Origin of the sequence: Zhihengliuella sp. ISTPL4 (genome assembly GCF_002848265.1) — a bacterium.
In the GTDB taxonomy this organism is placed as follows: Bacteria; Actinomycetota; Actinomycetes; order Actinomycetales; family Microbacteriaceae; genus Microbacterium.
In genome coordinates this window covers 2895280-2908198 of sequence record NZ_CP025422.1, presented here as the reverse complement: position 1 = coordinate 2908198, position 12919 = coordinate 2895280, and the positions used below count along the sequence as shown (strand labels likewise).

General features: G+C 71.1%; 9 protein-coding genes. 7 read left to right on the top strand and 2 right to left on the bottom strand.

The features are described 5' to 3' along the window. The first annotated feature begins 32 nt into the window (after positions 1-32). The 5 genes from CYL12_RS13825 (at position 33) to CYL12_RS13805 (ending at position 5307) form a co-directional block, all read left to right on the top strand. Positions 33-1286, top strand: a complete 1254-nt coding sequence (locus CYL12_RS13825; RefSeq protein ID WP_101848093.1) for a sensor histidine kinase — start codon at positions 33-35, stop codon at positions 1284-1286. Next, entirely contained in the window at positions 1283-1972 is a 690-nt protein-coding gene (locus tag CYL12_RS13820) for a response regulator (RefSeq protein WP_101848092.1), read from the top strand. Before CYL12_RS13825 ends, CYL12_RS13820 begins: the two co-directional genes overlap by 4 nt. A 38-nt stretch (positions 1973-2010) precedes the next feature. Further along, the gene (locus tag CYL12_RS13815) at positions 2011-3192 is read left to right on the top strand and encodes a benzoate/H(+) symporter BenE family transporter (RefSeq protein WP_101848091.1); all 1182 of its coding nucleotides are present in this window, start codon (positions 2011-2013) and stop codon (positions 3190-3192) included. Positions 3193-3298: 106 nt separating this feature from the next. Then, complete coding sequence (locus tag CYL12_RS13810; protein WP_101848824.1) at positions 3299-4183, top strand: ABC transporter ATP-binding protein; 885 nt, start codon at positions 3299-3301, stop codon at positions 4181-4183. 71 nt (positions 4184-4254) lie between these two features. After that, positions 4255-5307, top strand: coding sequence for an ABC transporter permease (locus CYL12_RS13805; RefSeq protein ID WP_233486900.1), 1053 nt, complete (start codon positions 4255-4257; stop codon positions 5305-5307). A gap of 85 nt (positions 5308-5392) precedes the next feature. Here the strand turns inward: CYL12_RS13805 and CYL12_RS13800 are convergent, their stop codons facing one another. Then, positions 5393-8848 (bottom strand): bifunctional proline dehydrogenase/L-glutamate gamma-semialdehyde dehydrogenase, encoded by a 3456-nt coding sequence (locus CYL12_RS13800; RefSeq protein ID WP_101848089.1) that lies wholly within the window; start codon positions 8846-8848, stop codon positions 5393-5395. Positions 8849-8985: 137 nt separating this feature from the next. On the opposite strand from CYL12_RS13800, the gene CYL12_RS13795 reads away from it, so the two are divergent. Together CYL12_RS13795 and CYL12_RS13790 are read left to right on the top strand one after the other, a co-directional pair. Next, a complete protein-coding gene (locus CYL12_RS13795; RefSeq protein WP_101848088.1) occupies positions 8986-9894 on the top strand; it encodes a LysR family transcriptional regulator in 909 nt (302 codons plus the stop codon). A 102-nt stretch (positions 9895-9996) separates the two neighbouring features. Then, positions 9997-10584, top strand: coding sequence for a nitroreductase family protein (locus CYL12_RS13790; RefSeq protein ID WP_101848087.1), 588 nt, complete (start codon positions 9997-9999; stop codon positions 10582-10584). A gap of 66 nt (positions 10585-10650) precedes the next feature. On the opposite strand, the gene CYL12_RS13785 is transcribed toward CYL12_RS13790, so the two are convergent. Further along, on the bottom strand, positions 10651-12858 hold the full coding sequence (locus tag CYL12_RS13785; protein WP_101848086.1) for an ATP-dependent Clp protease ATP-binding subunit: 2208 nt from the start codon (positions 12856-12858) through the stop codon (positions 10651-10653). Positions 12859-12919: the final 61 nt, after the last annotated feature.

Below are 12919 nucleotides of genomic sequence, written 5' to 3'. Positions count from 1 at the left end.
CCGCGCGACGGCCCCCGCCCTACGGTGGAGGGATGGCCTTCACCCGGACGCCGACCCTGCGCGACCAGCGCGGCGACCTCCTCCTCGCGCTCGTCCTCTTCGTCGGCGCGATCCTCAGCGCGGCGCTCTCCTCCATCGCCCAGGTCTACGGCGACGAGCAGGCTCCACTGTGGACCGCGCTCGTCTACGCCGTCGTCGTGGCGGCGCCGCTCGGGTTCCGTCGGCGCTGGCCCGGCACCGTCGCCGTCGTGGTGTCGCTGGCCTACTTCACGGCCGTGACGATCCGGGTACCGGAGATCTACGTCGGCAACATCGCGATGTTCATCGCGCTCTACACGGTCGGCGCCTGGATGAACGATCGCCGGAAGGCCCTCATCGTCCGGGTCGCCATCATCGTCGGCATGTTCGTGTGGCTCCTCATCACCATGTATCGCGACGCCATCAACGAGGCCGACAAGGCGGACGTGGTCGCCGGTGCGATGTCGCCGTATGTGGCCTTCATGCTCATCCAGATCCTCCTCAACGTGCTGTACTTCGGCGGTGCCTACTACTTCGGCGAGCGCTCCTGGGCGGCGGCCGAGCAGCGCACCGTGCTGGAGGAGCGCACCCGCGAGCTGGAGCGCGAGCGCGAGGTGACGGCGGCTCAGGCGGTCGCCCTCGACCGGGTGCGGATCGCCAGGGAGCTGCACGACGTCGTCGCTCACCACGTCTCGGTGATGGGCGTGCAAGCGGGCGCCGCGCGCCTCGTGCTCGAGAGCGACCCGGCCCAGTCGGCGCGCATCCTCTCCGGGATCGAGTCCTCGGCGCGGGACGCGATCCAGGAGCTGCGCCAGCTGCTGGAGACACTGCGCACCCCGGGCGGCGACACGACCGAGTCGGCGTCGACCGTCTCCCTCGACGACATCGGCGCGCTCGCGGAGGCATCGACCGAGGCGGGCCTCCCCACCGCGTACACCGTGATCGGCGATCCGGTGCCGGTACCCTCGCTCGTCGCCGTGAACCTGTACCGCATCGCGCAGGAGTCCCTGACCAACGCCCGCCGGCACGCCGGGCCAGGGGCGACGGCGGACGTGCGCGTGCGCTACGACGACGACGGCGTGGAGGTCGAGGTCGTGAACACCGGGCGCGCCATCGCTCAGCTGCGTCCCGGCCTCGGCCAGCTCGGGATGCGGGAGCGCGCGGCGGCGTCCGGCGGCTCGTTCGAGATCACGCCCCGTGTGCCGGGCGGCCTCCGGGTGCGCGCCCGGGTGCCGCTGAGCGCCGTCGCGCCGGAGGTCACCCGATGACCGCGCCGATCCGGGTTCTCCTCGTCGACGACCACGCCCTCCTCCGCGCCGGTTTCCGCACGATCCTGGACACCCAGCCCGACATCACCGTCGTCGGCGAGGCCTCGACCGGGGCGGAGGCCGTCGCACAGGCCGCCGACCTGCGCCCTGACGTCATCACGATGGACGTGCAGATGCCCGACATGGACGGGATCGAGGCGACGCGCCGGCTCGTGGCCGATCCCTCGGTGAGCGCCGCGATCGCGATCGTGACGACGTTCGATCGCGACGACTACCTCTATCAGGCGCTCGAAGCCGGCGCGAGCGGATTCCTCCTCAAGAACGCAGGCGCCGAGGATCTCATCTCCGCGGTGCGCGCGCTCGCGGCCGGGGACGGCATGCTGGCACCCGAGGTGACGCGCCGCGTCCTCACCCGCTTCGCCGGAGCGACCCCGGAGGGCGGCACCACTCCCGCCCGCGCGGTGGCGAGAGTAACCACGGTGCCCGTGCTCGCGGAGCCGCTGACCGAGCGGGAGGCCGAGGTGCTGACCCTGCTCGCCGACGCCCGCAGCAACGCCGAGATCGCCCGTGCCCTCTTCATCGGGGAGGCCACCGTGAAGACCCACGTCTCCCGCATCCTGCAGAAGCTCGGCGCCAGGGACCGCGTGCAGGCCGTCGTGCTCGCGCATCGGATGGGGCTGGCCTGACCGGAGGCGGACCGCTCCCCCGCGATACTCTCGGAGCCATGCCCGCCGCCGTCCCCGTGTCCCGTCCGATCGTCGCCGGGATCGTCACGGCGCTCGTGGGGTTCACGAGCTCGTTCGCGGTGGTGCTCACGGGCCTCGATGCCGTCGGCGCGTCGGCGGCGCGGGCAGCCAGCGGACTCCTCGCCGTGAGCCTCGCGATGGGGCTCGCCTGCATCGTGCTGGCCTGGCGCTACCGGATGCCGATCACGGCCGCGTGGTCCACTCCCGGTGCCGCCCTGCTCGTGGCGACCGGCAGCGTCGAGGGCGGCTGGCCGGCCGCGGTCGGGGCCTTCCTCGTGACCGCGGCCCTCATCCTCCTCACGGCGCTCTGGCCCGCGCTCGGGGCCCTGATCGCCCGGATCCCGCCGTCGATCGCGCAGGCCATGCTGGCGGGAGTGCTGCTGCCGCTCTGCCTCGCGCCGATCACGGGGGTCGTCGCGAATCCGTGGGGCGTGCTCCCGGTCGTGCTGACCTGGCTGGTCTTCGCCCGGCTGGCTCCCCGGTGGGCCGCGCCGCTGGCCTTCGCCGCCGCGGCTGCGGTCGTCGCCGTCTCGCTGGTCTCCGCAGGGACCCCGGTCGACCCAGCCGTCCTCCTCCCGCGGTTCGAGCTGACGATGCCGGCCTTCACCGTCGGGGCCCTGGTCGGCATCGCGCTGCCGCTGTTCCTCGTGACCATGGCGTCGCAGAATGTGCCGGGTATCGCGATCATGCGCAGCTTCGGCTACGAGGTCCCGTGGCGTCCCGCGATGCTCGTGACGGGACTCGGGACGGCTCTCGGCGCTCCGGCGGGCGGGCACACGATCAACCTCGCCGCCATCAGCGCGGCCCTCGCGGCGTCCCCCGATGCCGACCCCGATCCCGACCGACGCTGGCTCGCCGGGGTCTCGACGGGAGTGTCCTACCTCGTGCTGGGCGGCTTCTCCGCCGCCTTCGCCACCCTCGTGATGCTCGCTCCGACCGCCGTCATCCCTGCCGTCGCGGGACTCGCCCTGTTCGCCGCCTTCGGCTCGGCCGTTCAGCAGGCGATCGACGATCCGGGCGAGCGCCTCCCCGCGGTCGTCACATTCCTCGTCGCCGCCTCCGGCATCGCGGTGCTCGGGGTGAGTGCGGCGTTCTGGGCGCTGGTCGCCGGCCTCGTCGTTCGCACGGTGCTGCACGTCGGGCGTCCACCGCGCGGCTGAGGCCCGGCAATCCGCCATGCGGGGGATGCCCCGCCCTGCCGGTGCTCAATAGCGTGAAGGTCATGCGGATCACCTTCGGACGGAGCACCACGACATGACCACCGGACTGCTGGAACTCTCCGGCATCACCAAGAGCTACGGCAGCCGCCGGGTGCTGGACGACGTGTCGTTCACGGTCGCCCCGGGCCGGCTCACGGGCTTCGTCGGCGGCAACGGCGCCGGCAAGACCACGACCATGCGCATCATCCTCGGTCTGCTGTCGTCGGACGGCGGACGCGTCGATCTCGACGGGGCGCCCCTCACCACCGCCGACCGCCGCCGGTTCGGCTACATGCCCGAAGAGCGCGGCCTGTACCCGAAGATGAAAGTCCTGGAGCAGATCGTCTACCTCGCTCGGCTGCACGGGTTCAGCAAGCCGGAGGCGACGGAGCGGGCGACCGCGCTGCTCACGGAACTCGGACTCGGCGAGCGCCTGGACGACACGATCGAGTCGCTGTCGCTGGGCAACCAGCAGCGGGCGCAGATCGCCGCGTCGCTCGTGCATGACCCCGAGGTGCTGATCCTCGACGAGCCCTTCTCCGGCCTGGACCCCCTCGCGGTGGACGTCGTCGCCGGAGTCCTGCAGGCCAGCGCGGCCCGCGGCGCCTCGATCCTCTTCTCCTCCCACCAGCTCGATGTGGTCGAGCGCCTCTGCGACGATCTCGTCATCCTCGCCGGGGGCACCATCCGGGCCGCCGGGTCCCGGGACGGCCTCCGCGCCGAGCACGCCCGTGATCGGTACGAGCTGGTCTCCGCGGGGGACGCCGGGTGGCTGCGCACCGAGCCCGGGGTCACGGTCGTCGACTTCGAGGGCGGCTACGCGCTCTTCGACGCGGACGGCCCCGACACCGCCCAGCGCGTGCTGCAGTCGGCGGTCGCGCGCGGCGACGTCGCGAGCTTCGCACCCAAGCACCCCTCCCTCGCCCAGATCTTCAAGGAGGTCATCCAGTGAACGTTTCGACCCCTTCGACAGGCTCAGGGACCCAGCGCTCCGCGGGATCGGGGAACCCCGCGCGGAACGGGATCTGGCTGGTCGCCGAGCGGGAGATCGGCTCCAAGCTCCGCAGCAAGGCGTTCCTGATCTCGACCGGGATCCTGCTGCTCATCGCCCTCGCCGGCGTGCTGTTCGGCGGCTTCGCGAGTCAGAACAGCGACGCCATGCCGGTGGCCGTGACGTCGGAGACCGCCGCCGCCGTGTCCGCGCTGCCCGGCGTTGAGGTGACGGAGGTCGCCTCGCGCGGAGAGGCCGAGGAGCTCGTCCGCGACGGGGATGTCGATGCGGCGGTGCTCGCGGGGGACAACGCCGCGGGCTACACGATCGTCGCGCTGGAGGACGCCCCCGGATCGCTGGTGTCCGCGCTGTCGCTCTCGCCCGAGGTCGTGATCCTCGAACCGGTCACCACCAACCCGCTGCTGCGCTACTTCATCGCGATCGCGTTCGGGCTCGTGTTCATGATGGCGGCGGCGACCTTCGGGGGCACCATCGCACAGAGCGTCGTGGAGGAGAAGCAGACCCGCGTGGTGGAGGTGCTGCTGTCGGCGATCCCGGCGCGCACCCTGCTCGCCGGCAAGGTCATCGGCAACACGGTGCTCGCGATGGGACAGATCCTCGCCCTCGCGGCCGTCGCCACGATCGGCCTCATCGTGACGGGTCAGCGCGAAGTGCTGACCACCCTCGGCGCCCCCATCATCTGGTTCGCGGTGTTCTTCCTGTTCGGGTTCATCCTGCTCGCGGCGATGTTCGCGGCGGCCGCCTCCATGGTCTCCCGCCAGGAGGACATCGGCTCGACGACGACCCCCATCACGATGCTGATCATGGCGCCGTACGTGCTGGTGATCGTCTTCAACGACAACCCGCTGGTGCTGACGATCATGTCGTACGTGCCGTTCTCGGCTCCGGTCGGCATGCCGATGCGCCTGTTCGTCGGTGAGGCGCAGTGGTGGGAGCCGCTGTTGAGCCTCGCGATCCTCCTGGCGAGCTGCGTCGCGGCGATCGTCGTCGGCGCGAAGATCTACGAGAACTCCCTGCTCCGGATGGGCTCGCGCGTGAAGCTCGCCGAGGCTCTGCGCGGCTGACTCCCGAGACCCCGCTCTCGCGCCGAGACCCCCTGCTGCACGCGCGTGCAGCAGGGGGTCTCGACGTGTACCCGGGGTCTCGGCGTCAGAGGAGGCCGTCGGAGAGCGTGGTGGGGTTGCCGAAGCGGTGGTTGGTGATCGACACGGCCTGCTCATGCAGGAACGGCAGCATCTCGACCCGGCCCGCTCCGGTCACGGCGTGCGACCAGACCGCGACGTCGGGGCTACCGTCGAGGGCCGTGTGCAGCGCGCTGGCGTCGCCGCCCACGAGCCGCGCCCGCTGCCACGACCGGGCGCCCTTCGCGTAGCGCTTGGTCCACGCGGCGTCCGACTCGGTCTTCACGGTCACGCCCTGGGCCTTGAGCGCCTTCTCCACCCGGGACGGCAGCGACGCGGCCGACACGGTGAACGGGCTGCCGCTGCGCAGGGCGGCGGCGAGCACGCGGACACCCTCGGCGAGCGGTGCGTCCTCGGCGATCCGCACGTCGACCGCCACCGGACGGTACCGGAACACGTTGCGCTCGACCCCGAGTCCGGACTTGTCGCTCACGGCGCCGAACTCGTCGATCCACGCCCGCTCATCGGCGGCCGCGGCACGGTGCAGCCACTCGATCCCCGCCGGGTCGAGCTCGGGTGCGGCGGCCTCCAGCAGCCCGGTCACCGCCGGGGTCACCGCGGCCCCGGGCGCCGCGGCGGGCAGCTCGCCCGCACGCCACTCACCCAGACCGAAGAGGTAGTTCGGACCGCCGGCCTTGGCTCCGGCGCCGACAGCCGAGCGCTTCCAGCCGCCGAACGGCTGACGCTGCACGATGGCGCCGGTGATGCCCCGGTTCACGTACAGGTTGCCGGCCTCGACGCGGTCCAGCCATGTCGCGACCTCGGCGGAGTCCAGCGAGTGCAGCCCCGCAGTGAGGCCGTAGTCGACGGCGTTCTGCAACCGGATGGCCTCGTCGAGGTCCTTCGCGTGCATGATGCCGAGCACGGGTCCGAAGAACTCGGTGAGGTGGAAGTACGAGCCCTCGCGCACGCCGGTCTTCACCCCCGGCGTCCACTGCTTCCCCTCGTCGTCGAGCTTCCGGGGCTCCACGAGCCAGCGCTCGCCCTTGTCGAGCGTGGTGAGCGCGGTGAGGAGCTTGCCGTTCGCGGGCTCGATGATCGGCCCCATCTGCGTGGCGGGGTCGTCGGGAAGCCCGACGCGCATCGAGGTGACCGCGTCCACGAGCTGCCGCTCGAAGCGCTTCGAGTCGGCGACCGACCCAACGAGGATCGCCAGGGACGCCGCAGAGCACTTCTGCCCGGCGTGGCCGAACGCGCTGCGGGCGACGTCGGCGGCGGCGAGGTCGAGGTCGGCCGACGGCGTCACGATGATGGCGTTCTTGCCGCTGGTCTCGGCGAGCAGCGGCAGGTCGGCCCGGAAGGAGCGGAAGAGCTGCGCGGTCTCGTAGGCCCCGGTGAGGATGACCCGGTCGACCTGGGGGCTGGCGACGAGGCGGGTGCCGAGGTCACGGGAGGCGAGGTCGACGAGAGCGAGCAGGTCGCGCGGGACGCCCGCGGCCCACAGCGCCTCGACCATCACGGCGCCGCACCGCTGGGTGAGCTTGGCGGGCTTGATGATCACGCCGGATCCGGAGGCGAGGCCGGCGAGCACACCGCCGGCGGGGATCGCCACGGGGAAGTTCCACGGCGGCGTGACCACGGTCACCTTCGACGGCACGAACTCGGCGCCGGGGATGGCCTCGAGGTCCTTCGCGCGCTCGGCGTAGTAGTGCGCGAAGTCGATCGCCTCGCTGACCTCGGGGTCGGCCTCCGCGATGGTCTTGCCTGCTTCGTGCGCCATGATCTCCAGCAGCTCGCCGCGGCGGGCGGCGAGCTCGTCGCCCGCACGGTGCAGGACGGCGGCGCGCTCGGCGGCGGGGAGCGCTGCCCATTTCTCGGCGGCGGACGTGGCGGCGGCGAACACGGCGTCCAGGTCGGCGTCGGTCTCGATGCGGGCGGCCGCGATCGCGTCCCGGCCGAGCGTCGAGGAGACCGAGCGCTGCAGGATCTCCCGACCCCAGGCACGGTTCGCGGCGAGCGCCGGATCGGTGTCGGGCTCGTTCGCGAAACCGTCCGTGGTGCCGTCAGGGCGCGGGGCCGTGCGGTCCTGCGTGCGGTTCGGGGTGGGTACCGACGGGTCCGCAGCGAGCGCGGCCAGCGAGCGCTCGAAGCGCTCCCGCTCCCGGGTGAGCAGCGTCGGGTTCGAGGCCAGCTCGAACACGGCGGACATGAAGTTCTCGGGGCTCGCGTTCTCCTCGAGGCGCCGCACGAGGTAGGCGATCGCGACGTCGAACTCCGCCGGGTTCACGACCGGCGTGTAGAGCAGGAGACGGCCGACGTCCTTGCGGACGGCCTCGGCCTGCCCGGTCGCCATGCCGAGCAGCATCTCGTACTCCACGGCCTCGGTCACACCACGGGCCTTCGCGAGCAGCCACGTGTAGGCGATGTCGAAGAGGTTGTGCCCGGCGACGCCGATGCGCACGGCGTCGAGCCGCTCGGGGGTCATCGCCCAGTCGAGCACGCGCTTGTAGTTCGTGTCGGAGTCCTGCTTGGTGCCGTACGTCGCGAGCGGCCAGCCGTGCACCTTCGCGTCGACCTCCTCCATCGCGAGGTTCGCGCCCTTGACCACGCGCACCTTGATCGGGGCTCCGCCCTTGGCGCGGCGGGCAGCGGCCCACTCCTGGAGGCGCTGCATGGCACCGAGCGCATCGGGCAGGTACGCCTGCAGCACGATGCCGGCCTCGAGGTCCTCCAGGCCCGGCTGGTCGAGGATGCTCGTGAAGGCCGCGATCGTGAGGTCGAGGTCGCGGTACTCCTCCATGTCGAGGTTGATGAACTTCTGCGTCCCGGAGCGGGCGCCCTTCGCCTCGGCCTTCGCCGCGAGCCGGTACAGAGGGGTGAGCTTCTCGACGACGTCGGCGACGGCCTCGTCGAACGACCACATGGAGAGCTGGCTGACGACGCTCGAGACCTTGATGGAGACGTAGTCCACGTCGGGACGGGCGAGGAAGTCGTACGTTCCCTGCAGCCGCCGGCCCGCCTCACGCTCACCGAGCACAGCCTCGCCGAGGAGGTTCAGGTTGAGACGGTTGCCGCTCTTGCGGAGCTTGGCGATCGCGGGGCCGAGCTTGGACGGCGTGGCGTCGAGCACGAGGTGACCCACCATGGCGCGCAGCACGCGACGCGAGATCGGGACGACGACGTTGGGCAGCTTCGGCGCCCAGAAGCCTCCGGCCTTGATCGCGGCCCGCAGGTAGCCGGGCAGCAGCGTGGGCGTGATGTCGGAGAGTTCGGCGAGCTTGCGACCGGCGACGCGCAGATCCTCCGGACGCATGACCCCGTCCACGAAGCCGACGGTGAAGGCCAGGCCGTTCGGGTCCTTGAGCACCTCGGACAGGCGCTGCGCGGCCGGCTCGACCGGGTGCGTCTCGCTCTCGGCGAGCCAGCGCTGCACGAGCGCGGCGACCTCTTCGGTGCGGGGGGTGGTGTCGTCGATGACGGTCATGGGGCGGGGTACCTTCCTCGGCCTCGCACACGCGGGTGTCGTGTGCGGCTGCATAATTGTCCAGCCGCTCGGTAGGCTCCGTCTATCAACCGATTCGAGTGGATTATGTTCACTCAGCCTGAACGATTGGAGCCGCCGTGCTGGACGTCCATCGCCTGCGTCTGCTCGTGGAGCTGTCACGTCGCGGGACGCTCTCCGCCGTGGCCGATGCACTGTCCTACAGCAAGGCCTCCGTGTCCCAGCAGCTCGCCGCCCTGGAGCGTGATGTCGGGGTGCCGCTGCTGCGTCGGGTCGGTCGCGGCGTGCAGTTCACGCCGCAGGGGAACGTCTTGGTGGCCGAGGCCATCGGCATCCTCGACCAGCTCGAGCACGCCCAGGTCGCCGTCGCCGAATCGCTCACCGAGGTGACCGGCACCGTGCGCCTCGCGGTGTTCCAATCCACCGCGCACTCCCTGCTGCCCCGCGCCCTCGCGGCCCTCGGCGAGCGCCACCCCGCCCTGCGGGTCGAGGTGACGGAGCGCGACCCCGAGTCCGGGCTGGTGGGCGTCTCCAGCCGCGACTACGACCTCATCCTCGCGGAGCAGTATCCGGGGCACACGCGCCCGATCCATGCGGACCTCGATCGTGTCGTGCTCGCCCATGACGCGATCGCCCTCGCCCGGCGTCCCGGGGCTGCGGAGACCACCGATCCGGTTGCCGCCCTGTGGGCGACCCGCGCCGAGCCGTGGGTGCTCGAGCCCGCTGGAACCGCGTCCCGCGCCTGGGCCGAGCAGCTGTGTCGCACCGCCGGGTTCGAGCCTGATGTGCGCTTCGAGCTCGCGGACCTCACCGCGCACGTCCGCCTCATCCACGCCGGACTCGCGGTCGGGCTGCTCCCCGAGCTCGTGTGGGCGGGCGACACCCCGACCGTCGATCTCGCGCCACTGCCCCACGAGCCACGGCGGGAGATCTTCTCCTCCGCTCGGCGGGTGTCGGCCGCCGCCCCGTCGATCCGCGCCGTCCGCGCCGCGCTCGCCGACGCCGCGTCCCGCAATCTCCTCGACTGAGGCGGCGCGCACGGTTTCGGGAATATGCATGCACATGCATCGGTTCATCCCCCGTGTACCCGGACGACGGCGTCCGATCCCCTCCGTCCGAAAGGCACTTCCGTGAGCACTCCCGTCATCGACCGCACCGCCCCGACCGAGCACCCCGTCCTCGACGTCCTCGCCGGCCGCTGGAGCCCCCGCGCCTACGACGCGCAGCAGCCGATCGATGAGGCCAAGCTCGCCACCGCCCTCGAGGCCGCCCGTTGGAGCCCCTCCGCCAACAACATCCAGCCGTGGCGTTTCATCGTCGCCCGCCGCGGCACCGCCCTGCACGCCCAGATCGTCGACGCGCTCATGGGCTTCAACCAGGCCTGGGCCGGCAACGCGGCCGTCCTCGTCGTCGCGATCGCCGAGACCGCGACCGCCGACGGCACGCCGATCAGCCACGCGTTCTACGACCTCGGCCAGGCCGTGGCGCACTTCTCCGTGCAGGCCCACCACGACGGCCTCGTCGTGCACCAGATGAGCGGCTTCGACCCCGAGGTCGTCCGCGAGTTCGCCGACCTGGAGCCCCGCTTCACCCCCGCCACCGTCATCGCCGTCGGCGAGTTCGGCGACATCGAGGCCCTGCCGGAGGTGCTGCAGGAGCGCGAGGTCGCCCCGCGGGTTCGCCGTCCGATCGCGGAGACGGTCGTCCTCAGCGCCTGACCACACACACGAAAGGCCCGGTATGCGTCGCGCATACCGGGCCTTTTCGCTGTGTATTGTCCCCGATCAGTCGTCGAGCAGCTCCGCCTCGATCACGTCGTCGTCGACCTCCGGCTCGGGGGTCGTCGCGGTGAGCACGAGGCCCGTGCCGTCGGCCGCCACGTCCACCCGGACGGTGTCGCCGTCGTGCACGCCGCCGGAGAGGAGGGCTGTCGCGAGCTTGTTCTGCACCTCGGTCTGGATGAGACGACGCAGCGGGCGGGCGCCGAACACCGGGTCGTAGCCGCGCTCGGCCAGCCACGACCGCGCGCCGGGGGTGACCGCGAGCGTGAGCCGACGATCGCGCAGCCGGTCGTGCAGCTGGTCGACCGAGAGCTCCACGATCTGCGCGAGGTCGTCCTCGGTGAGCGCCTGGAACATCACGATGTCATCGAGGCGGTTCAGGAACTCCGGCCGGAACGCCTGGCGCACGAGGGCCATCACCTGCTCCCGCTTCTCCTCCACGGAGAGCACGGGGTCGATGAGGATCGGCGAGCCCAGGTTGGAGGTCAGGATGAGGATCACGTTCGAGAAGTCGACCGTGCGCCCCTGCCCGTCGGTCAGCCGCCCGTCGTCGAGCACCTGCAGCAGCACGTCGAACACCTCGGGGTGCGCCTTCTCGACCTCGTCGAGCAGGATCACGCTGTACGGACGACGCCGCACGGCCTCGGTGAGCTGACCACCCTGCTCGTAGCCGACGTACCCCGGAGGGGCGCCGACGAGCCGCGAGACCGAGTGCTTCTCGCCGTACTCCGACATGTCGATGCGCACCATGGCGTGCTCGTCGTCGAAGAGGAACTGCGCGAGCGCCTTGGCCAGCTCGGTCTTGCCGACACCGGTCGGGCCGAGGAACAGGAACGAGCCGGTGGGGCGACCGGGGTCGCTGATGCCCGCCCGCGAGCGGCGCACGGCGTCGGACACCGCCTTGACGGCGTCCTTCTGGCCGATGAGGCGCTTGCCGAGCTCGTTCTCCAGGTGCAGCAGCTTCTCGCTCTCCCCCTGCAGCAGCCGCCCGACCGGGATGCCGGTCCAGGCCGCGATCACGGCGGCGATGTCCTCCTCGGTGACCTGCTCGTTCACCATGCGCGGCTCGCTCGAGGCGGTGGCCTCGGCCTGCTCGGCTTCGGCGATGTCGCGCTCCAGACGCTTGATCGTCTCGTACTCGAGCTTCGACGCCTTCGTGTAATCGGCGTTGCGCATGGCGAGGTCACGCTGGGTGATCGCGTCGTCGAGCTGCTTCTTCAGCTCACCGACCCGGTTCAGGCCCTGCCGCTCCCGCGCCCACCGGGCTTCGAGCCCGGCGAGCTCCTTCTCGAGCTCGACGAGGTTCTCGCGGAGGGTGCCGAGACGCTCCTTGGACGCGGCGTCCTTCTCCCGCTTGAGCGCGAGTTCCTCCAGCTTCAGGCGGTCGACCTGACGCTTGAGCTGGTCGATCTCGACGGGAGAGGAGTCGATCTCCATCTTCAGGCGCGACATCGACTCGTCGATCAGGTCGATGGCCTTGTCCGGCAACTGCCGCGCGGGCAGGTAGCGGTTGGAGAGCGAGGCCGCGGCCACGAGAGCGCTGTCGGAGATGGTCACCCCGTGGTGCGCCTCGTAACGGCCCTTGAGCCCACGGAGGATCGCGATCGTGTCCTCGACGGTCGGCTCGCCCACGTACACCTGCTGGAAGCGGCGCTCGAGCGCGGCGTCCTTCTCGATGAACTCGCGGTACTCGTTGAGCGTGGTGGCGCCGATGAGCCGGAGCTCGCCGCGGGCCAGCATCGGCTTGAGCATGTTCGAGGCCGCGACCGACCCCTCACCCCCGCCCGCGCCCATCAGCACATGCAGCTCGTCGATGAACGTGATGACCTGGCCGTCGGACTCGGTGATCTCTTTGAGGACCTGCTTCAGGCGCTCCTCGAACTGGCCGCGATACATCGCGCCCGCGACGAGGGCGGAGATGTCGAGCGAGACGAGCTCCTTGTCCTTGAGGGACTCGGCGACGTCGCCCGCGACGATGCGCTGCGCGAGGCCCTCGACCACCGCGGTCTTGCCGACGCCGGGCTCACCGATCAGCACCGGGTTGTTCTTGGTGCGGCGGGTGAGCACCTGGCTGACGCGCCGGATCTCACTGTCCCGTCCGATGACGGGGTCGAGCTTGCCCTCGCGGGCGCGGTCGGTCAGGTTGATGCCGAACTGCTCGAGGGCGGACTGCTGTTCCTGGTTCGGGGATCCGGTCTGCGGGGTGGTCATGCGCTCCTCCTGGAGATGCTCCTTCTGAAAGTTGAGTTTGGTTGACTCAAGTTTAGCATTC